Source organism: Halovulum dunhuangense, from assembly GCF_013093415.1.
In the GTDB taxonomy this organism is placed as follows: Bacteria; Pseudomonadota; Alphaproteobacteria; order Rhodobacterales; family Rhodobacteraceae; genus Halovulum; species Halovulum dunhuangense.
The window spans coordinates 808182-827965 of the sequence record NZ_JABFBC010000002.1; the positions used below are offsets into that span (position 1 = coordinate 808182).

Genomic DNA, 19784 nt, shown 5'->3' on the forward strand with positions numbered 1-19784 from the left:
ATGACCATGATGACCATGATGACCATGATGGACGCCATCGATGCCGCCATTGCCGCCGAGATGCGCACCGACCCTTCGGTGCTTGTCTTTGGCGAAGGCGTCGCCACCAAGCGAACGGCCCTGCGCGACGAATTCGGCGCCGCGCGCGTTCGCAACACCCCGCTCGCCGAAGGGATTATCGCCGGCACTGCGGCCGGCGCCGCGGCGACCGGGCTTCGGCCCATCGTCGATCTGCTCTTCGCGCCCTTCCTCTGCTACGCCATGGACGAGATCGTCAACGCCGCGGGCAAGCTGCGCTACCTCTCGGGTGGGCAGTTTTCCTTCCCGATGGTCGTTCTCGCCCACACCGGCGGCGGCTGGGGCGTGGGCGGGCAGCACAACCACAACCTGGAGGCGTGGTTCGCCCATGCGCCCGGGCTCAAGGTGGCGATGCCCTCCACCCCGGCTGACGCCTGGGGGCTGATGCGCGCGGCGATCCGCGACGACAACCCGGTGCTGATCTTTACCGACATGGCACTGGCTTATGCGCCTGGCGAACTGGGCGAGACAGCGGTGCCGATCGGGCAGGCGCGCGTTGCGCGCGAGGGAAGCGACGTCACGCTGATCGGCTACGGGAAGACCGTGCCGGCCTGTCTTGAGGCCGCGGCAGAACTTGCCCGCGCAAGCATCGCCGCAGAGGTGCTGGACCTGCGCAGCCTGAAGCCCCTAGACGAGGCGGCGATCCTGCGTTCGGTGCGCAAGACCGGTCGAGTGGTGATTGCACATGAAGCAAGCCGAACCTGCGGCATCGGGGCAGAGGTTGCGGCAATGGTGGCGGATGCGGCCTTCGCCTCCCTGCGCGCCCCGGTGCGGCGCCTGACCGGACCCGACGCGCCAGTCGCCGCCTGCTTCCCGCTGGAGGCCGCCTACAGTCCGGCACCGGCTGCCATTGCCGCCGCGGCCCGCGACCTTATGGGCGACCATGTCCCGAGGGATCTTGCCCTGGCGGTATGATCCGCGCCGCGCGGCGGGGCGGGAAGCCGGGTTCCACGGATCCGGCTTCCATCCGTGTCGATTTCGGCCCCGCGCGGGGATGGGGCGAGCGTCTCGCGGTCCGCGCGACCCCATGTGCAGCCGAAACGCCGCCCGCCGGCTAAGTGCTGGCGGGATCGCGGCCTGCCCGTGGATGCGCGCGGCCGGAGGGATATCGAGTTGCGCAGGCTGCCTTGGGCATCCGCCCGGCCGAAGCCGGCATCGCGAGCGCTGGAGGTGGCTGCGGTTGACATGGATCAAGGCGCATATGCGCTGCGACGCATGATCATACCGCCATGCAGGATATATTGTCCGCCATCTGCGACCCGACCCGGCGCGCCGCCCTTGCACTTCTTTGGGGTGGGGGCGAGCATTGCGTCTGCGAACTGATGGTTCGGCTTGACGCGAGCCAGAGCCGGATGTCGCGGCACATGAAGGTGCTGCGCGAGGCCGGTCTCGTGCTCGACCGGCGCGACGCGCAATGGGTGCGCTATCGCAGGAACCCGGATCTCGCGCCGGAATTCGCGGCGGCCATCGACGCGGTGCTTGCCGCCGAACGTGTTCCTGAAAGGAAAGTCGCGTGACCGCCGTGCCCCATGATCCCGTCCTGCATCGCGAAGCGCCCGACTGGCTTTGGTATGTGGGCGTAACCGTCGCGGGCGCGGTCCTGTATCTTCTCTACGGCCGGCTGGTCCCGATCTCGGAATTGGTCACGGCGATGCTGCCCGTGGCGCGCGACAGCCACACCGGCGAGGCCATCGCCTTTTTCGTCCATGACGTGCCGAAGGTGCTGCTGCTGACGGGCATCGTCTTTGTCACCGGGTTCCTGCGCAGCTGGTTCAGCCCGGAAAAGAGCGGCGCGATCCTGGCTGGCAAGAGCCAGATCTGGGGCTACCCGCTTGCCTCGCTGCTCGGCGTGCAGACGCCGTTCTGTTCCTGCTTCTCGATGCCGCTCTTCATCGGCTTCGTCTCGGCGGGTATCCCGCCGGGTGTCACGTTTTCCTTCCTGATCGCGGGCCCGATTGTGGGGCCGGTGGGCCTGGGCCTGCTCTACGGACTCGTCGGCGGGCAGATCGCGACGATCTACCTGGTCTTCGGCTTCACCATCGCCACCGTCGCGGGCTTCATCCTCGGCCGCATGGGGCTGGAGCGCAACCGGCAGGACCGGGTGCGCGAGTTGAACGCCGGTCCCGTGGGCGATCCGCCCGAAGAGCGGCTGAAGATCGGCGCCGCGCAGGTGCTGAAACTCCGCCTGATCGCGATCTTCATCGCGGTCGCGTCGGCCGGGATCCTCGCCACCGCCTTTCCCTTCAACTTCCTGCCATGAGCGACGACCGGAAAATGGACCTTTCACAACACTGGGACAAGGCCTATCGCGCGCGGAACGAAGATGCGCTGACCTGGTTCGAGAACATGCCCGAGGCGTCCTTGCGGCTTGTGCGCGACCATCTGCCCGAGGGCGGGGCGCTGATTGACGTCGGCGCTGGCGCGTCACGGCTGGTGGATCATCTGCTGGCGGATGGACACGCGGCGCTGACCTTGCTGGACCTGTCGGCCGAAGCACTGGCCATCACGAAGGCCCGGCTTGGGGCGAAGGCCGGACAGGTCAGCTTCGTCACGGCCGATGTGCGAGAATGGGCCCCCGACAGGACCTACGACCTTTGGCATGACCGGGCGGTGTTCCATTTCCTGACCGAGCCTGCCGACCAGAAGCGCTATCTTGAAACACTGGATGAAACCCTGCGCCCGGGCGGAATTGCCATCATCGCCACCTTCGGCCTGACAGGACCGGAGCGGTGTTCAGATCTTCCGGTGCAGCGGTATTCGCCCGAAACGCTTGCCGGGCGGGTCGAAGAACTGATGCCGGGCATGATGACCCTCGTACAGTCAGAGCATCAGACCCATCGCACACCCAAGGGCAACACGCAGTCCTTCCAGATCTCGGTCTTTCGCAAGAAGGAAACACGCCCATGAAAAACGTCACGGTCTACGGGCCCGGCTGCAAGCGCTGCGAAACGCCCGAAGCCATGGTCGGGGACGCGGAATCCCGGCCTGGTGTCGAGGTCGAGGTCGTCAAGGTCATCGACGCGAACTCCATCGCCATGGCGGGGGTCATGTCGGCGCCGGGCGTCTCGGTCGACGGCAGGCTTGTCCACGCCGGTGGCCTGCCGGATGCGGCCAAACTCGACAACTGGCTCAGCGCATGATCCGCGCCTTCGCTTTCGCCGCCGTCCTTGGTGCGCCGACCCTTGCACTCGCTGACGTCCTCGAAGTCCAGCCGGTCACGGATGATGTCTGGGCCATCGTCGGCCCGCTGGGGCAACGCAGCCCCGAGAACCTGGGCAACAATGCGACCTTCGGCCTGGTCGTCACCGAGGCGGGTGCGGTCCTGATCGATCCGGGCGGCTCGTGGCAGGGGGCGGCCATGCTGCACGCAGCCATCCGCGGGATCACCGATCAGCCGGTGGTCCATGTCATCGACACCGGCGGTCAGGACCACCGCTGGCTGGGGAACGGCTACTGGCAGGCGCAGGGCGCCACGGTGATCGCATCCGATGCGGCGGTGGAGGACCAGCGGACCCGCGCCTCGATGCAGATGACGGCGCTGTCGCAGCTGATCGGCGACGCGCTCGATGGCACAGAGCCCAGCTTCGCGGATGTGACCTTTGCCGGTGCACATTCGCTGGAGATCGGCGGGCTGACCTTCGAGATCGTGCATCCCGCCCCCGCGCACACGCCCGGCGACAGCCTTGTCTGGGTACCGGCGCGCGATACGGTCTTCACCGGCGACATCGTTTACGTCGAGCGCATCCTGGGCGTGGGCGACCAGAGTTCGATCGCCCGATGGCCCGACGCCTATCTGGCGGTAGAGGCGACGGAAGCCGCGCATGTCGTGCCGGGCCACGGCGGGCCCACGACGATGGAGCATGCCCGCGCCGACACCTACGACTACCTGATGAACCTGCGCGCGCAGATCGGGGCGCTGCTGGACAAGGGCGGTGACATCATGGCCGCGCCGCAGGTCGACCAGTCGGCCTTTGCGTATCTCGAGCAGTTCGACAGCCTTGCCGGCCGCAACGCGCAGACCGCGTTCCAGCAGATGGAATGGGAATGATGCTGGAGTATCGCGTCACCGCCCGCCGGATCGACAGCCACGGATCCGAGGCCGAGGCGAAATCGGCACGCCTCGTGCTCGACACCGACCTGGCCGGGCGGGACGATGCGTTCAATCCCGCCGAGATGCTGCTCGCCAGCCTAGCGGCCTGCCTGCTGAAGGGGGCCGAGCGGGTGGCACCGATGCTCAGGTTCGACTTGCGCGGGATCGAGGTCAGCCTGCACGGGGTTCGTCAGGACAGCCCGCCCCGGATGGTCCGCATCGACTACGCGATCGTGGTGGATACGGATGAGACCGACCAGCGGCTCGATCTTCTGCACCGAAACCTGCGCAAATACGGCACCATCTCCAACACGCTGGCCGAGGCCATCGAGCTTGTCGGGACGATCCGGCGGAAGGACTGATCCATGCCGCATGATCACGCCCACGATCATGGCACGCCTGCGGACCTTGGTCCGGCCTTCCGCTGGGCGGTCGGGCTCAACACCGCCTATGTGATCGTCGAGGCGGCAGCGGGTTTTCTGACCGGCTCGCTTGCGCTTCTGGCGGATGCCGCACACAACCTGACCGACGTGGCGGGCTTGCTGATCGCCTGGGGCGCGGCGGTTCTGGCGAAACATTCTGCGACCCGTGCGCATAGCTGGGGGCTGGGACGCGCCACCATCATGGCGGCGATGCTGAACGCGCTCGCCATCCTGATCGGAGTGGTCTGGGTCATATGGGAGGCGGCGCATCGGTTCCAGACGCCGGTCGACCTGCCTGGACTGACCATCCTGGTCGTGGCGCTGGTCGGGATCGCGGTGAACACCGGTTCGGCGCTTCTGTTCATGCGCGCCCGGAAGGTCGACCTGAACGCCAGGGGTGCTTTCCTGCACATGGCCGCCGACGCCGCCGTCTCGGGCGCCGTGGTGCTGGCGGCGACGGGGATCCTGCTGACCGGCTGGACATGGCTCGACCCCGCCGTCGCAATCGCCGTCAGCCTGCTGATCGCCGTGACCGCCGCCGGGTTGTTCCGCGAGGCGCTGCATCTCAGCCTCGATGGCGTACCTGGCCAGGTCGATCCGGCGGCGGTGGCGGATTGGCTCGGGCGGCAGGATGGCGTTCGGGATGTGCATGACCTGCATATCTGGCCGCTCTCGACCACGCACACCGCGCTGTCGGTGCATGTTGTCAGCGGGGCGCAGGATACCGACGCGGTGCTGCACGTCCTTGCCGAGGGGCTGAAGCACGAATTCGGCATCGCGCACAGCACCATCCAGGTGGAACGCGAGCCCTGCGGCACAAGCTGCCTTCGTCCCGGCGCGTGATGCGGGACATCCCTGCCGGGATGTGGTTCTGCGTCTGCCGAAATGAATCCTTTACAAAACCGGAATTGTAGTTATTTTTACGATATGACCACGATAAGCTCCAACGCTCGCGCCCTTGCCGCTCTTGGCCATGATGCCCGCCTGTCGATCTTTCGACTGTTGGTGAAGGCCGGGGATGACGGGCTGCGGGTCAGCGATATCGGCGAGCATCTGGGCCTCGCGCCGTCGACGCTCGCGCATCATCTGTCGACATTGGTCGATGCGGGGCTTGTGCTCCAGGACAAGCAGGGCCGCGAAGTGTTCAACAGGGTGGATTTCCCGGCGATGCACACGCTCGTCGGCTTTCTGACCTCGGAGTGCTGCGCCGGTGTCGCGGTGCGACCGTCGGAGGACGCTGCATGATGCGCGTACGCCTTTTTTATTGCCTCGATACAACTGCATTTCCGGAGATTTGGTGATGACCGACACAACCCTCCCGACACCGGGCCTCCGGTCCACGCTGCGCCATCTGTGGCAAGACCAGCGGGTCTGGCTCGCCTCGGCGCTGATCCTTGCGGCGCTGGCGGTCTTCGATGCGCCCCAGGCTGCGGGCAGTGCGATCTTCGCGGGCAACGCCCTTCTGAACACGGCGCCGTTCCTGATCCTGTCCATCGCCATCGCGGCCTGGGCCAATGCAACCGGCGCCGACAACCTGATCGCCAAGGCCTTTACCGGCGCGCCGATCCTGATGATCGGCCTCGGCGCATTGGCAGGCGGCATCTCGCCGTTCTGTTCCTGCGGGGTGATCCCGCTGATCGCGGCGCTGCTGGCGATGGGCGTGCCGCTTTCTGCGGTCATGGCCTTCTGGCTGGCCTCGCCCATCATGGACCCGTCGATGTTCGTGCTGACGGCGGGCGTGCTCGACCTCGAATTCGCGGTCGCCAAGACCGTCGCCGCCATCGGGCTTGGCGTGTTCGGCGGCACGGTGGTGCACCTGATGATAAAAGGCGGGGCCTTCGCCGATCCACTGCGCGATGGCGTAGGCAATGGCGGTTGCGGCGGTGCGAAGATCCGCGCGCCCAAGCCCGTCGTCTGGCGGTTCTGGGCGGATGCCGACCGCCGGGCCAGGTTCGGCAAGACCGCGCTGACCACCACGCTGTTCCTGGCCAAATGGCTGACGCTCGCCTTCATCCTAGAGAGCCTGATGCTGGCCTGGATCCCGGCGGAAACCGTGACCGCCGCGCTTGGCGGCGAGGGGCTGCTGCCCATCGTGACGGCAACGCTGGTCGGGGTTCCGGCCTACCTGAACGGCTATGCGGCGCTGCCGCTCGTGGGCGGGCTGATCGAGCAGGGCATGGCGCCCGGTGCGGGCATGGCCTTTCTTGTGGCCGGGGGCGTCACCTCGATCCCGGCGGCGATGGCGGTCTGGGCACTGGCGCGGCCGCAGGTCTTTGCGGTCTATATCGGCCTGTCCCTGACCGGCGCATTTGCATCGGGCTTGCTGTTCCAGCTCTGGACCTCGATGACTTGAACAACTACGGCGAGGCGCGTTGTCTCGCCGCTCCTTTCCTGGTCGAACCTCATCATGATCCCAAGACTGTCTTCCGACCGGCGCGGCCTGATCGTCGCCGCCCTCGGCTCGTCCCTCACGGTCAGCTGGGCTTCCAGCTACTACATCCCCGCGGTTCTGGCCGTGCCCATGGCCGAAGACCTCGGCCTGTCACCGGTCTGGGTCTTCGGCGCGTTTTCCATGGCGATGGTGGTTTCGGCCATGGTCGGACCCTGGGCCGGGGCACGGATCGACGGCGCCGGCGGGCGCGGCGTGCTGATGGCGTCCAACATCGTCTTCGCGGCGGGCCTCGGGCTGCTTGCCGTGGCGCCGGTGCCCCTGGTGCTTTTCGCAGGCTGGGCCGTGATCGGGCTCGGCATGGGCATCGGGCTGTACGAGGCAGGGTTCGCCACGCTGGCGGGGATCTACGGCAAGGATGCGCGCGGGCCGATTACAGGCATCACGCTGATCGCCGGCTTTGCCAGCACGGTCGGCTGGCCGCTTTCGGGGCTGATGCTGGCGACTTGGGGCTGGCGCGAAGCCTGCATCGGCTGGGCGCTTATCCATCTGTTCCTGGCCCTGCCGCTGAACGCCTGCCTGCCGAAGGGCGCCGAGACCAAGGCCCCACCAAGCACGACGGTCGAGGAGGGACCGCCGCCTTCGGATCGCGCCATCTGGCTTCTTGCGTTCGTCTTCGCGGCGACATGGTTCAACTCGACCGCAATGGCCGCGCACCTGCCCGGCCTGCTACAGGCCGCAGGGGCCAGCACGGCGGTCGCCATCGCCGCCGGCGCCCTGATCGGCCCCGCGCAGGTCGCGGCAAGGGTGCTTGAGTTCGGCCTTCTGCGCCGGTTACATCCCCTGATGTCCACGCGCGTGGCCGCAGCGGCGCACCCTGCCGCCGCGGTCGCTTTGGTGACTTTCGGTGGACCCGCCGCCTATGCCTTCGCACTCCTGCACGGCGCGGGGAACGGGATCCTGACGATCGCGAAAGGAACGCTGCCACTGGCGCTGTTCGGTGCTGCGGGATACGGGCGGCGGATCGGCTGGCTCAATGCGCCGGCACGCATCCTGCAAGCAGCGGCGCCCCTGATCTTCGGCGCTGCGCTGACGGCCTGGGGTCTTTCGGCGATATGGCTGACGGCGGGCATCGGCGTTGCCTCCTTCATCGCTCTGCTCGCCCTGAGAAGAACATGAGGCGGCGCGAACTCTGCACGCTCGGTGCAGGTCCGGATGCCGCAAGCGCCGTCCGCGACGGCAGCCAGATGACCGAAGCCGCGCGGATCCGGCTCATCCTTCGGCACCTTGGTCTTTCCGCCACGATCCTGAATGGTGGGCGCACCACTCCTTTCGTCGTTCCCCGGCAAGCTGTCCATTCGTCGGTCGGGGTGATTTCGCCTGCGGTCGCCCAGCCGCCCGGCCGTCGCGGCAAAATGCCAGCACCGCAAGTGATCTTCACTCAGGTCCGTCGCCGCGCCAACTCGCGGTAGAGAGCTTCCCGCGTGATGCCGAGTTCGGCCGCCACCTCCTGCCAGCGGCCCCTTTCCGGCATTGAATTGTCTTCTCCGAGCCATGCGTCGAGACGGTCCGCGACCCTTGGCAACGACCGGATTTCAGACCTGAGGCGTGCCGCCTGAACGCTGCGCGCCAGCAGCGCGGACCAGCATTCCGCCAGCGCCGGCTCATTGGAAAGCACGGAAAGGAAGCGCTCCTTCGGCAAGCCCGCAACCACGCTTTCCCCGGCGGCGACAGCATCGCAGTGATACCGCGACGAGTAGGCCGAAGCCTCGGCGATGACTGCGCCCGGACCGGCGTTCTGCAGAACCATCTGGGCACCATGCGTCGTGTGCCGATGCAAGTGCACCCTGCCGGAGCGTACCAAGAAAATGTCGGCGACATCTTCGCCCGCGGCAAACAGCGTCTCGCCCGGCGCAAGCCCCCTGAGACGTGCATCCTGGAAAATCAGGGAAATCGATGTCTGCATGATCGCGATCATATGGCCGCCGGCGTTCCTCTGCAACAAGGGGGCACGCACCCACGAGAGGCCCCCATGATCCGTCCTTTTTTCGTTTTCGCACTTCTTTCCTCTGCCGGTCTGGCGCTGGCGCAGGATTCGACCCCGCAACACGCGGGAATGCAGCATGGGCAGCACATGCCCGGCATGGATCACGCGGGTCATGGGATGAACGCGGACACCGTTCCCGCATTGCCGATGGAGGGGGGGCAATCTGCCTTCGCCGCCATCCAGGAGATTGTGGCGCAGTTGATGGCCGACCCGAATACGGACTGGAGCCGTGTCGATATCGCGGCACTTCGTCAGCATCTTGTCGACATGGACAACGTGACGCTCCGCGCCCGCGTTCAGGTCCAGGAGATGAAAGACGGCGCCCGCTTCGCGGCGACGTCCGAGGACGCGGAAGTCGCCAATTCCATCCGCGCCATGGTCCCGGCCCACGCGGCGACCATGAATGGCGCCGAGGGCTGGACAATGCAGGCCTCAGAGATCCCGGGCGGTGCGGCCCTGACCGTGACCGGCGCCGACCCTGACCGCATCAGGGCCCTCGGATTCATCGGCGTGATGACGGTTGGCATGCATCACCAGGCCCATCATCTTGCGTTGGCGACAGGGCAGGATCCACACGCGCACTGACATCGGCGGGAACGGCACTGCGTTGCATCAGCGTGAATGCCGCCATGATCGGGCAAAGCGCGACGGGCAGTTCATGCCCCGACAAGGCAATCGGCCGGGTTCGTGAGCGTCGGATCCCGGCCCCGTCCCGTCCGCCAGCAGCCCAGACGACGGTGTTGTCCCGATCCGGTCGCGGTCGGATCTTTCCACGGTCTTGAAGGGCCATCCGGAAGTGGCTGGCCAGGTGTCCCAGCGCCAGGGCGGCCGGGGGGCGGTCTGGCGTGTTCGTGGCGGCGGGGCTTCCGGTTCCGCCATTCCGCCTTCCCGAGAAGGCCCGCAAGCCTGCCGCGCTTCGGTTGCGCTTGGACAGCGTGGCGGAAGCGGAACAGGACGGGAATGGCGCGGGTCCACCCGCTTCTATCTGCCGGCACCCGGATCGGTCAGGCTGCGTCGGTCCACGACGGCAACCCCGTCGGCAACCTTGTCGCCGGGATGGGTGATCACCGCATCGCCGGATGCAAGGCCCGACAGCACCTCTGCCACCTGGCCGTTCCGGCGACCGATCACCACCGGTCTGAGGCTTGCGACGCCATCGACGACGACGAAGACGACCCAGTCCTCGCCCTGGCGGAACAGGGCGCTGAGCGGCACCTGAAGCACATTCTCTGCCTCCCACTCCACGATGCGCAGAAAGACGGAATATCCTTCGCCAAGCCCCGCGCGCGCTTCGGGCGGCGAGGTCAGTTCGAGCCGCACATCGACGCGCTGCTCTTCGATCCCCAGGGCCGAGACCCGGGTGCGCGCGGCCGGCTCTATGGCTCGGACCACCGCCTCCAGCGCGCCCGGGCCGCCCCAGCGCTCGACGATCGCGCGGGCGCCTTCGGACATCCGCACGGCGTCGCTGGACAGAACGTCGGCCACGATTTCCAGATCGGCCGGATCGCCCACGGACAGAAGGATCGTGCCTGCCGCGACCGGGCGTTCGCTGGTCTGCGCGATATCGAGCACCACCCCGTCGGCAGGTGCGGTGATGCGGACGCAGCATTCGCCCGCAACGACCATTCCGGCGGGATCTGGTTCGATCAGCGCGGCGCGGGCGCGGGCCAGCGCGCCTTCCGACATGGCGAGGCTTGACCGCGCGGTATCGAGTTCCGCCTCGCGAAGGCGCATCTGCTGGGTCACATCCTCAAGCTGGGTCATCGAGGCGACGCCGCGATCGACAAGCGCGGTGATCCGGTCCAGCTGCGTCCGGGCATAGGCCACCTCTACCTCGGCCTGCGTCAGGCGGGCGCGGGCCAGGTCCGTCGCGGCCTCGGCCTCGCGCACGGCGGCCTCTGCCTGGCTGCGGGTGCGACTGTCGAGCAGGCTCGGTGCCACCGGCTCGACCACCGCGACCACCGTCTCTCCGGCGGTCACCCGGTCGCCGACATGGACCGGCGAGCGCAGGGCGATCCCGGTCATCGGTGCGGCCACTTCATAGATGTCGCGGATGCGGGTCTTGCCGTCCACATCGACGGTCTGCCGCATCAGATCCTGCCGCACCTCGGCAAGGTCCACAGGAACCGGCACCGGACGGAACAGGTAGATCCCAAGCCCCGCCAGCCCCACCAGAAGGGCCACCGCCAGCGTCACGGATCTGGGTTTGATGTGCATGTCCTACTCCCGCGTCTTCATGACGGCGACCAGATCGAGCCGGTCCAGCCTGCGCCGGACCAGCAGCGCCGCGGCCATCGCCGCGCCCAGCACCACCAGGCTCGCTATGCCGAAATTGCTGCGGTTCAGCACCAGCGGCACGGTATAGAGATCGCTCTGGAACCCCCGGCTCGAGGCGAAGGCGATCCAGCCGCCCAGAAACCAGCCCAGCGGCTGCGCCAGCAGCGCAAGCAGCATCGTTTCTCCCATCAGGATGTACGACACCTCGGCCCTTGTGAAACCAAGGATCCGCAGGCTGGCCAGTTCGCGCGCGCGCTCCGACAACTGGATCCGGGCACTGTTGTAGCTGACACCGAAGGTGATCAGCACCGCGATCACCACATAGACGGTGGTCATGATGACCACGTTCTGCCGGATCGTATCCTGAAAGCTGATCCGGCTTTCGGTCAGCATCACGGTTCCGGCCACCGCGGGCGTCTTCTTGACGGCGGCGTGGAAGGCGTCCGCCCGGGCGTCATCGAGCATCAGGTTCGCGACGGTGATCTGCGGCGCACGGCGGAACAGGCGGTCGAGTGCCGCCATGTCCATGTAGGCGCCCAGCCCGAAATACTGCCGCACCAGCCCCGCAACCGGCAGCACATGGGTCTCGCGCAGGCCGGTCATGAATTCGACCTCGATCAGGTCACCGGGCCGCGCCTCCAGCCGGTCGGCCAGCCGCTCGGTCAGAAGGATGCCCTCGGGCGGCATCGGCACCGGCCGCCCCTCGGCATCCACGACGCGGGCAAGGTCGGTGCCGGGGGCGCGCCCCTCCAGGCCGACCTGCTTTTCAAGGTAGCCATGACGCAGGACGACGGCATGCATCTGCGCGCCTTCCACCTGCATCACGCCGGGCAGGCGGGCGATCTCGGACAGGGCGGTCTCGGGCATGTCGCGGTTGAACATCACCATCGCGTCCTGCCGCCAGGACTGGAAGAAGGCGAGATCGACGATCTCGTCCAGCGCATCCTGGAAAAAGGAAGACGCGACCAGCATCGCCACCGCCAGCGACAGGCCCAGCGCCGTCAGCGCAGAGCGCAGCGGCCAGCGGATGATCGAGCGCAGGATCATCATGGTGGGCTGCGAGGGGCGCAGCACCTCGAGCAGGCGGTCGATCAGCCCGCGCCGGTAATGCGGCGGCGCCGGGGGCTGCATCGCCACCGCGGGCGGTAACGCCGCCGCCCGCAGCGCGCTGGCAAGCGCCCCCGCCCCCGCCGTCAGCAGGCCAAGCACCCCGGACACGGCATAGGCGTCCAAGGCGGTGGAAAAGATCAGGAAGGGAAAGTCGAAGAACTGCGCATAAAGCCGGGCCAGCGCCCGCGACAGGTACCAGCCCGCGGCCCAGCCCAGCCCGATGCCCACCAGTGCCACCAGCATGGCAAGCGCGATGTAATGGAACGCCACCTCCAGATTGGTGTAGCCCAGCGCCTTCAGAAGCCCGATCTCGGCGCGGTCGAGCGCGACGATCCGGTTGATCACCATGTTCACCAGAAAGATCGAGATGGCGAAGAAGATCGGCGGCATGATGAAGCTCATGGTCCGCAATTGCAGGATCTCGGCCTCGACGAAGGCGTTGGACTGCTGAAGCGAGCGGTCATGCGCGCCCATCCCGCCATAGGGCTCCAGCAGCCGGTCGAGCGCATCGATCACCCGGCCCGGCACCGCGTCTCGTGTCAGGACCAGCGCCAGATCATTGAATGCGCCCTGCATGTCATGGGTGGCGGCCAGCGTCGCCTCGGGCATCCAGACGATGCCGAAGCCCGCATTGTCGGGCATCAGCGCACCGGGACCGATGGTGTAGACGAACTCGGGCGAGGCCATCAGCCCGGTGATCGTCAGCGCCTGCTTGCGACCATTCAGGTTGGCCTCGAACCGGTCGCCCGGCAGAAAGCCGTTCGCCTTGGCAAAGGCAGCGTTCACCGCAACCTCTCCGGCCATCGCGGGGTCGGGCAGACGCCCGGACAAGAGCACCGGGCGGTTCAGCTGCGGCAGGCCCGTCACCGGCAGCGACAGCAGGTGCCCCGCCGCCGTCTTGTCCCGTCCCGGCAGGTCCAGCACCGCCGAGGCGCGGATGCGCGGCTCTGCGATGCGCACGCCCTCGATCGCCGCGATCTCGGGCAGAAGCGACAGGGGCACGCGGCGGGCCTGCACGAAGATGTCGGCGAACTCGTTGCGCTCGTAATAGGCGGTGCGCGTCTCGTCCAGCGCACGGTGCATCCCGAACGATATCAGCAGCGTGGCCACGCCGCAGGCCAGCACCAGCGCGATCGCCAGCGCCTGTGCCGCCAGCCGCCTGAAGTCCCGCACCAGCATCCTGTCGAGCGCGCGCATGGCTCACCACTCGATCTGATCGGGGCGGATGCGGCTGGCGTTCACCTCGACGGAAGCGATACGCCCGTCCTGGAACCGGATCACACGGTGTGCCATCGCGCGAATGGCCACGTTGTGGGTGATGACGGCCACCGTCGTCCCCAGCTCGCGGTTGATGCGGTCCAGCGCCTCGAGCACCTGGACGCCGGTCTTGCTGTCCAGCGCGCCCGTGGGCTCGTCGCAGAGCAGCACGCCCGGGCGCTTGGCGATGGCCCGCGCGATGGCCACGCGCTGCTGCTCTCCGCCCGACAGTTCTGCCGGAAAATGGTCGAGCCGCGCCGAAAGCCCGACCATCCCCAGCGCCTCGTCCGGGGTCATGGGATCATCGGCGATATCAGTCACGAGTGCCACGTTCTCGCGGGCGGTCAGGCTGGGGATCAGGTTGTAGAACTGGAACACGAAACCCACATTCGCGCGCCGGTAGCGGGTCAGCGCCCGATCGTTCATCGCCGTCAGTTCCTGCCCACGGAACCAGACCTTGCCCGATGTCGCGTGATCGAGCCCCCCCACGATGTTCAGCAGCGTCGATTTCCCGCTGCCCGACGGGCCGAGCAGCACCGCCAGTTCGCTTGCGAACAACTCGATGTCCACGCCGTCCAGGGCACGGACCTTCACCTCTCCGGTCTCGTAGATCTTGGTCAGGCCCGCAGCGCGGAACACGACCCCGCCATCGGGTCCGGCCGCGCCTGTCTGCCGCTCAGCCTCGGGCATCGGCCTGCGCGGTCGTCACACCGGGCGCGGACGACAGGCCGCTGTCATGCGGTTGCCCGGCCTTGCTATCCGTGGCTTTTCCCGCCCCCGTCATCCAACGCTCCGACAGTCACATTCGCTTCCCCGGCGGAAGCGCCTGCACCCTTGTCGCCGGTGCGACGGACCGGAGCCTTGACCTGCGTCAATGCCCCCCGCCCCCGGGCGGCGGGGCGGGCGCAGCCGGTCAGGACGCCCGGTAGGGATCCTTTGGCGCGCGATCCTCGGACAGGGTCTCGCGGTTGCGGGTGGCAAGGATCTCGATGGCGTCGGCCAGGTGCTCTTCCTGGATGTTGTAGTCGCCGCGCGCGACGCGCAGCTTGTGCGCCTCCAGCAGCACATGGGCGTGGGTGTATCCCCAGGGCGGATCGAACCGGTAGGAGGCCAGCTCGATCGTCAGCCCCAGCGGATCGTTGAAGTAGAAGCTGTCCATGAAGCCGCGATCCTTGTGGCCCGAATGGCGGATGCCACGCTCGTCCAGTCGCTTCGCGACCTGCTTCGAGGTCGCCTGGCTCACGCTGAAGGCGATGTGATGGACGCAGCCGACATCGGTCGAGGTCCGGGCCGGGTCCACCTTGCGGTTCTCGTCGCAGAACACCGTGATCAGTCGCCCGTCGCCCGGATCGAAATACAGATGGCTTTCCGACGGGTTGTCCAGATTGGGCTGATCGAAGATGAAAGGCATGCCGAGCAGCCCCTCCCAGAAATCGATCGTGGTCTGCCGGTCGGCGCCCATCAGCGTGATGTGATGTACGCCCTGTGTCTGGATCTTGCGCATGTCTGGCCCTCCGCTGCTGCCGCACCGTCATTCTGTTGTTGGCGCGGACTCTAGGTCGAATCCCTGTCCAGAGAACCTGAAAGTGTCATGACACGGGGAAACAGTCTGTTGGCCCGCGCCGAAAACGCGGCGCGGGCAGTGGATCCGGTTCAGGACGACGGACCGAGCAGCCCCTGCATCGCGCGGATCTCTTCGGGCAGGATGCCGTGGCCCGGGCCGGGGAAGATCTGTTCGTCCACCTCGGCGCCCAGCCCGCGCAACACGCGCGCGCTTTCGTTCACGCGGGCCAGCGGGATATGCGGGTCCTGCGCGTGACAGCCAAGATAGACCGGCACACCGTCGAGCCGCGTCTCGTAGTCGAAACGCTTGGGCGCATGGCCGTAAAGCGCATCCGTGGGGGCGCCGTCCGCGTCACCGCTGCCGATCATCGCGCCGGACAGGGCGATCACGGCATGCAGCGGCCCGGCAAGCCGCGCAGCCGCCTCTACCGCAAGACAGCCGCCCTGGCTGAAGCCCGCAATGGCGATCTGCGCGCGCGGTATGCCCTCGGCTTCCAGCGCCGCCACGGATCGTCCGACCGCGGCCAGCGCAGAGGACAGGTAGGGCTCAAGCGCGGCGGTGGGCGCAAGAAAGCTGGTCGGCCACCAGCTGTGGCCCGCAGCCTGCGGCGCGACGGCGGCGATATCGGCCAGTCCCAGATGCGCGGCCAGCCCGAGAATGTCCTCGGCGCTGCCGCCCCGACCATGCAGAAGCACCAGGCCAAGCCGTGCCTGCCCGGCGGGCGCGCCCCAACGCAGCAGGCGCGCCGTGCCGTGCGGGTCGGCGCCGCTCATGCCGGCACCTTCAGTGGCGGCAGGACCTGCTCGATCCGCGCGCGATACGCCTCGTATTGCGGGGGCAGCTTCAGGTCGCGGCCCAGCGTCTCGACCGGCTCGTCCGCGGCAAAGCCGGGCGGGTCGGTGGCGATCTCGAACAGGACGCCGCCCGGCTCGCGGAAGTAGATCGCGTTGAAATACTGCCGGTCGATCACGGGCGTCACCTGCATGCCCGCGCGCAGAAGCCGCTCGCGCCAGTCGAGTTGCACAGCGTCGCTTTCGGCGCGGAAGGCAACGTGATGGATCGACCCCGCGCCCTGCCGGCCGATGCCCGCCCCTTCGCGGCGCATCAGTTCGACGATGGCCCCGCGCGCATCGCCGGGCGCACGCAGCCGAAGCCGTTCGGTCCCGTCAACGGTCTCGTGGCCGGCTTCCTCGTAGCCCATGACCTCGGTCAGCAGTTTCGCCGTGGGGCCGATGTCGCGCAGCCAGAGCGTGACGGAATGGAACCCGTCCAGCATGGTGCCATCGCCCGCGCGGTCGGTCTCGATCAACTCGACAGGGGCGCCGTCGGGATCGTGCAGCGTCAGGACGCGGGCGCCGAAACGCTCTGCCGGCGCCTCGTGGGCAAAGTCCAGATCGTCCAGCCGGTGGATCCAGTCGTCAAAGCGCCCCTTCGGAACGGCATAGGAATAGGCGCTGGCCATGCCCGCCCCGGCGCTGCCGCGGCCCGCACCCACGAAGGGGAAAAAGGTCAGGATCGTGCCGGGGCTGCCCTCGTGATCCCCGTAATACAGGTGGTAAGTGCCCGGATCGTCGAAATTCACCGTGCGCTTGACCAACCGCTGGTCCAGAACGCCGGTGAAGAAATCCACATTGGCCTGCGGCGGACCGGAAATCGCGGTCACATGATGCAGGCCCGGTATCGCCTTGTCGGTCATCGCTGTCTCCTGTTGGGCGGGCCTGTGGTGGCCCGCGCCCCTGGTCCGCAGATGGGCGCTTATCGCAAGGGATCAAGCAGCGGAATAGCCATCTGCACGGAAACAGTTTGTGCAACTGCGGCCCCAAAGCGGCCACAAGGCGGACAATTCACAGGGCGGCGCGCAGGGCACCGACCAGCACAGGGGCCGGCAACGGCACCGGGTTCGCCTTCATCGAGGAGGACGCCGCCGCATCGTCGGCGATGGTCTGAAGATCCGCCTGCCCCACGCCCAGCCCGCCGAGCGTGGGCAGGCCCTGCGCGACCATCCAGCCGGCAAGGGCATCCAGCGCATCCCCGGCGGGCACGCCCATCGCCGTGGCGATCCAGTCGCGCACCTCCAGCAGTCGCGCATGAACGAGGCCGCCCTCCGGCACCGCCGCCATGTTGGCCCGGATCACATGGGGCAGCAGCAATCCGCAGATGGCCCCATGCGCCCCGCCGATCCGGCCGCCCAGCACACCGGCCAGGCCATGCACGGCGCCAAGCCCGGAATTGGCCAGCGCAAGCCCGCCGGACAGGCTGACCCAGGCCATGCGCTCGCGGGCGTCCGCGTCCTCGCCTTCCATCAGCCGCATGAGCGCCGCAAGCCCCTCGGGAATGGCCGCGCGGCAGATCGCGTCGGTCAGCGGGTTCGCGCGCGCGCTGACATAGGGCTCGATCACCTGCGTCACCGCATCCAGCCCGCAGGCCAGCGTGACCGCCTTCGGCAGCCCGTCGGTCAGCGCCGGATCCACCAGCGCCAGGTCGGGCAGCATCCGGTCGTCCCGCAGGCTGACCTTGCGCCGGCTTTCGGGCACGCCGATCACCGCATTCTTCGTGACCTCGGCGCCGGTTCCGGCTGTCGTCGGCATCGCCACGAAGGGTAGCGGATCCGACTCGAGCTTGCGCCCCTTGCCCACCACCTCGAGATAGTCGAGCGCGGGGCCCGGCACGGGGCTCAGGGCCGCCACCGCCTTGCCCAGGTCGATCGCGGCACCGCCGCCCAGCGACAGGATCACGTCGGGCCGGTGGGCGCGCGCGGTTGCGACCGCGGCTTCCAGTTCCCGCAGGGCAGGTTCCCCGGCACAGGCGATGCGGGCCGTGGCAAGCCCGGCCCGTTCCAGCCCCGCGACAAGCCAGTCAGCCCTTGCGGCAGTCGCACCGTGGACGACCAGGGCGCGCCGCCCCCTGGCAGCCGCAAAGCCAACCGCCTCGGAGGCGACGCCGCGACCGAAGCGGATCGCGCCGGCGGTCACGAAGCCGAATACGGGCAGGCTCATGCCGCGGCCATGGTGGCGGCCACGGCGCGTTTCCATGCGGCGTATTTCGCGGCGCGTGTCGCCTCGTCGATGCTGGGCTCGAACCTGTGCTCCAGCGCCCAGCCGCGGGCGAATTCCTCCTGCTCCGGATAGACGCCGGCGGTGACACCCGCCAGCCATGCCGCCCCAAGCGCCGTCGTCTCCAGCACCTCGGGCCGATCCACCGGAGAGCCGATGATGTCCGACAGGAACTGCATCGCCCAGTCGCTCACGCTCATCCCGCCATCGACGCGCAGCACGTTGCCGCCATTCCCTTCCCAGTCGGCTTTCATGGCCTCAAGCAGATCTCGGGTCTGGAAACCCACGCTTTCCAGCGCGGCGCGGGCCAGTTCGGCGGGGCCCGAATTTCGGGTCAGGCCGAACACCGCGCCCCTGCACTCTGCATTCCAGTAAGGTGCGCCAAGCCCGGTGAAGGCCGGCACCAGGATCACCCCCTGCCCCGGATCGGCGGCCTCGGCCAGGGGCTGGGTCTCCTTCGCCTCGCGGATGATCTTCAGCCCGTCACGCAGCCACTGGACCACGGCACCCGCGATGAAGATGGACCCTTCCAGCGCATAGGTCGGCTTGCCGTCGAACTGGTAGGCGATGGTGGTGAGCAGCCGGTTGCGGCTCGCGACCCGCGTCTCGCCGGTGTTCAGAAGCGCGAAGCAGCCGGTGCCATAGGTGGACTTGAACATGCCGGGCTTGAAACAGGCCTGGCCGACGGTCGCGGCCTGCTGGTCGCCGGCCACGCCCAGAATGGGGATCTCGCGCCCGAAAAGATCGGCGCGGGTGCGCCCGAACTCGCCGGTGCAGTCGCGCACCTCGGGCAGCATTTCGGCCGGGATGTCGAAAAGCTTCAGGATGTCGTCGTCCCAGCGCCCCTCGGAAATGTTGTAGAGCATGGTCCGCGCGGCATTGGTCGCGTCGGTGACATGGGCGGCGCCCCCGGTCAGCTTCCAGATCAGGAAACTGTCCACGGTTCCGAACAGGATCTCGCCCCGCCGGGCGCGCTCGCGCGCACCGTCCGTATTGTCGAGGATCCATTTCAGCTTGGTGGCCGAGAAATACGGATCGAGCAGGAGCCCGGTCTTTTCGGTGACCATGTCGGCATGGCCCGCGTCGCGGAGTTCCTGACACAGCGCTGCGGTGCGGCGGTCCTGCCAGACGATCGCGCGGCCGATGGGCTGGCCGGTCTTCGCGTCCCAGACCAGCGTCGTCTCGCGCTGGTTGGTGATGCCGATGGCGACGATGTCCGAGGCCGGGATGCCCGCCCGCTCGATCACCTCGCGGCAGGTGCCGGCAGTGGTGGACCACAGGTCCGACGCGTCATGCTCGACCCAACCCGAGGCGGGGTAGTGCTGGGTGAACTCTTCCTGCGCGGTGGCGACGATCCTCATGCGCGCGTCGAAGAGGATGGCGCGGCTCGACGTGGTTCCCTGGTCGATCGAAAGGATATGCGGCATTGCCCCTCGTCCGTTCTGGTTGTGGCGTTTGGGGGAAAGTACCCGCCCCGGGCGCGAAAGGCGACCGGGG

21 protein-coding genes are annotated in these 19784 nt (G+C 67.8%); 12 read left to right on the plus strand and 9 right to left on the minus strand.

What is annotated here, in order from left to right; all coding sequences use genetic code 11:
• The 11 genes from HMH01_RS14630 to HMH01_RS14680 all read left to right on the plus strand — a co-directional run bounded on the left by HMH01_RS14630 (position 1) and on the right by HMH01_RS14680 (position 8158).
• Positions 1-993, plus strand: a complete 993-nt coding sequence (locus HMH01_RS14630; RefSeq protein WP_216366863.1) for an alpha-ketoacid dehydrogenase subunit beta — start codon at positions 1-3, stop codon at positions 991-993.
• A gap of 314 nt (positions 994-1307) precedes the next feature.
• Positions 1308-1595, plus strand: coding sequence for an ArsR/SmtB family transcription factor (locus HMH01_RS14635; protein ID WP_171326497.1), 288 nt, complete (start codon positions 1308-1310; stop codon positions 1593-1595).
• Positions 1592-2338: a permease gene (locus HMH01_RS14640; protein WP_343035328.1), complete on the plus strand. Its 747-nt coding sequence runs from the start codon at positions 1592-1594 to the stop codon at positions 2336-2338. Before HMH01_RS14635 ends, HMH01_RS14640 begins: the two co-directional genes overlap by 4 nt.
• Positions 2339-2352: 14 nt before the next feature.
• Positions 2353-2985, plus strand: a complete 633-nt coding sequence (locus HMH01_RS14645; protein WP_216366864.1) for a class I SAM-dependent methyltransferase — start codon at positions 2353-2355, stop codon at positions 2983-2985.
• Positions 2982-3218 (plus strand): thioredoxin family protein, encoded by a 237-nt coding sequence (locus tag HMH01_RS14650; protein ID WP_171326499.1) that lies wholly within the window; start codon positions 2982-2984, stop codon positions 3216-3218. The genes HMH01_RS14645 and HMH01_RS14650 overlap by 4 nt, the downstream gene beginning before the upstream one ends.
• Positions 3215-4126, plus strand: coding sequence for an MBL fold metallo-hydrolase (locus HMH01_RS14655; RefSeq protein ID WP_171326500.1), 912 nt, complete (start codon positions 3215-3217; stop codon positions 4124-4126). Before HMH01_RS14650 ends, HMH01_RS14655 begins: the two co-directional genes overlap by 4 nt.
• Positions 4123-4530, plus strand: a complete 408-nt coding sequence (locus tag HMH01_RS14660) for an OsmC family protein (RefSeq protein WP_246237412.1) — start codon at positions 4123-4125, stop codon at positions 4528-4530. The genes HMH01_RS14655 and HMH01_RS14660 overlap by 4 nt, the downstream gene beginning before the upstream one ends.
• Positions 4531-4533: 3 nt before the next feature.
• On the plus strand, positions 4534-5433 hold the full coding sequence (locus tag HMH01_RS14665; protein ID WP_171326501.1) for a cation diffusion facilitator family transporter: 900 nt from the start codon (positions 4534-4536) through the stop codon (positions 5431-5433).
• Between the two features lie 84 nt (positions 5434-5517).
• Complete coding sequence (locus HMH01_RS14670) at positions 5518-5835, plus strand: ArsR/SmtB family transcription factor (RefSeq protein ID WP_171326502.1); 318 nt, start codon at positions 5518-5520, stop codon at positions 5833-5835.
• A 55-nt stretch (positions 5836-5890) separates the two neighbouring features.
• Entirely contained in the window at positions 5891-6943 is a 1053-nt protein-coding gene (locus tag HMH01_RS14675; protein ID WP_171326503.1) for a permease, read from the plus strand.
• Between the two features lie 54 nt (positions 6944-6997).
• Positions 6998-8158, plus strand: a complete 1161-nt coding sequence (locus HMH01_RS14680) for an MFS transporter (protein WP_171326504.1) — start codon at positions 6998-7000, stop codon at positions 8156-8158.
• A gap of 262 nt (positions 8159-8420) precedes the next feature.
• Here the strand turns inward: HMH01_RS14680 and HMH01_RS14685 are convergent, their stop codons facing one another.
• Positions 8421-9140 (minus strand): Crp/Fnr family transcriptional regulator, encoded by a 720-nt coding sequence (locus HMH01_RS14685; protein ID WP_171326505.1) that lies wholly within the window; start codon positions 9138-9140, stop codon positions 8421-8423.
• Positions 9141-9143: 3 nt separating this feature from the next.
• Between HMH01_RS14685 and HMH01_RS14690 the strand changes: the two genes are divergently transcribed.
• A complete protein-coding gene (locus tag HMH01_RS14690) occupies positions 9144-9611 on the plus strand; it encodes a hypothetical protein (protein ID WP_171326506.1) in 468 nt (155 codons plus the stop codon).
• Positions 9612-10007: 396 nt separating this feature from the next.
• On the opposite strand, the gene HMH01_RS14695 is transcribed toward HMH01_RS14690, so the two are convergent.
• The 8 genes from HMH01_RS14695 to glpK form a co-directional block, all read right to left on the minus strand.
• Positions 10008-11243: an efflux RND transporter periplasmic adaptor subunit gene (locus HMH01_RS14695; protein ID WP_171326507.1), complete on the minus strand. Its 1236-nt coding sequence runs from the start codon at positions 11241-11243 to the stop codon at positions 10008-10010.
• A gap of 3 nt (positions 11244-11246) precedes the next feature.
• Positions 11247-13610 carry an ABC transporter permease gene (locus tag HMH01_RS14700; protein ID WP_171326508.1) on the minus strand — a complete coding sequence of 788 codons (2364 nt, stop codon included), beginning with the start codon at positions 13608-13610 and terminating at the stop codon, positions 11247-11249.
• Between the two features lie 3 nt (positions 13611-13613).
• Positions 13614-14360 (minus strand): ABC transporter ATP-binding protein, encoded by a 747-nt coding sequence (locus tag HMH01_RS14705; protein WP_171326509.1) that lies wholly within the window; start codon positions 14358-14360, stop codon positions 13614-13616.
• 223 nt (positions 14361-14583) lie between these two features.
• Positions 14584-15174 carry a VOC family protein gene (locus tag HMH01_RS14710; RefSeq protein ID WP_171326510.1) on the minus strand — a complete coding sequence of 197 codons (591 nt, stop codon included), beginning with the start codon at positions 15172-15174 and terminating at the stop codon, positions 14584-14586.
• 149 nt (positions 15175-15323) lie between these two features.
• A complete protein-coding gene (locus HMH01_RS14715; protein ID WP_171326511.1) occupies positions 15324-16007 on the minus strand; it encodes an alpha/beta hydrolase in 684 nt (227 codons plus the stop codon).
• Entirely contained in the window at positions 16004-16930 is a 927-nt protein-coding gene (locus HMH01_RS14720) for a ring-cleaving dioxygenase (protein WP_171326512.1), read from the minus strand. Before HMH01_RS14720 ends, HMH01_RS14715 begins: the two co-directional genes overlap by 4 nt.
• Before the next feature lie 148 nt (positions 16931-17078).
• Entirely contained in the window at positions 17079-18224 is a 1146-nt protein-coding gene (locus HMH01_RS14725; RefSeq protein WP_425483621.1) for an iron-containing alcohol dehydrogenase, read from the minus strand.
• A gap of 2 nt (positions 18225-18226) precedes the next feature.
• Positions 18227-19714 (minus strand): glycerol kinase GlpK, encoded by a 1488-nt coding sequence (glpK, locus tag HMH01_RS14730; RefSeq protein ID WP_171326514.1) that lies wholly within the window; start codon positions 19712-19714, stop codon positions 18227-18229.
• Positions 19715-19784: the final 70 nt, after the last annotated feature.

Coding starts and splice junctions, on each gene's coding strand:
- HMH01_RS14630 (WP_216366863.1), top strand. CDS start 1: ATGACCATGATGACCATGATGACCATGATGGACGCCATCGATGCCGCC.
- HMH01_RS14635 (WP_171326497.1), top strand. CDS start 1,308: ATGCAGGATATATTGTCCGCCATCTGCGACCCGACCCGGCGCGCCGCC.
- HMH01_RS14645 (WP_216366864.1), top strand. CDS start 2,353: ATGGACCTTTCACAACACTGGGACAAGGCCTATCGCGCGCGGAACGAA.
- HMH01_RS14650 (WP_171326499.1), top strand. CDS start 2,982: ATGAAAAACGTCACGGTCTACGGGCCCGGCTGCAAGCGCTGCGAAACG.
- HMH01_RS14655 (WP_171326500.1), top strand. CDS start 3,215: ATGATCCGCGCCTTCGCTTTCGCCGCCGTCCTTGGTGCGCCGACCCTT.
- HMH01_RS14660 (WP_246237412.1), top strand. CDS start 4,123: ATGATGCTGGAGTATCGCGTCACCGCCCGCCGGATCGACAGCCACGGA.
- HMH01_RS14665 (WP_171326501.1), top strand. CDS start 4,534: ATGCCGCATGATCACGCCCACGATCATGGCACGCCTGCGGACCTTGGT.
- HMH01_RS14670 (WP_171326502.1), top strand. CDS start 5,518: ATGACCACGATAAGCTCCAACGCTCGCGCCCTTGCCGCTCTTGGCCAT.
- HMH01_RS14675 (WP_171326503.1), top strand. CDS start 5,891: ATGACCGACACAACCCTCCCGACACCGGGCCTCCGGTCCACGCTGCGC.
- HMH01_RS14680 (WP_171326504.1), top strand. CDS start 6,998: ATGATCCCAAGACTGTCTTCCGACCGGCGCGGCCTGATCGTCGCCGCC.
- HMH01_RS14685 (WP_171326505.1), bottom strand. CDS start 9,140: ATGACCCGCGTGATCCATGCCGGGCATGTGCTGCCCATGCTGCATTCC.
- HMH01_RS14690 (WP_171326506.1), top strand. CDS start 9,144: ATGAACGCGGACACCGTTCCCGCATTGCCGATGGAGGGGGGGCAATCT.
- HMH01_RS14695 (WP_171326507.1), bottom strand. CDS start 11,243: ATGCACATCAAACCCAGATCCGTGACGCTGGCGGTGGCCCTTCTGGTG.
- HMH01_RS14700 (WP_171326508.1), bottom strand. CDS start 13,610: ATGCGCGCGCTCGACAGGATGCTGGTGCGGGACTTCAGGCGGCTGGCG.
- HMH01_RS14705 (WP_171326509.1), bottom strand. CDS start 14,360: ATGCCCGAGGCTGAGCGGCAGACAGGCGCGGCCGGACCCGATGGCGGG.
- HMH01_RS14710 (WP_171326510.1), bottom strand. CDS start 15,174: ATGCGCAAGATCCAGACACAGGGCGTACATCACATCACGCTGATGGGC.
- HMH01_RS14715 (WP_171326511.1), bottom strand. CDS start 16,007: ATGAGCGGCGCCGACCCGCACGGCACGGCGCGCCTGCTGCGTTGGGGC.
- HMH01_RS14720 (WP_171326512.1), bottom strand. CDS start 16,930: ATGACCGACAAGGCGATACCGGGCCTGCATCATGTGACCGCGATTTCC.
- glpK (WP_171326514.1), bottom strand. CDS start 19,714: ATGCCGCATATCCTTTCGATCGACCAGGGAACCACGTCGAGCCGCGCC.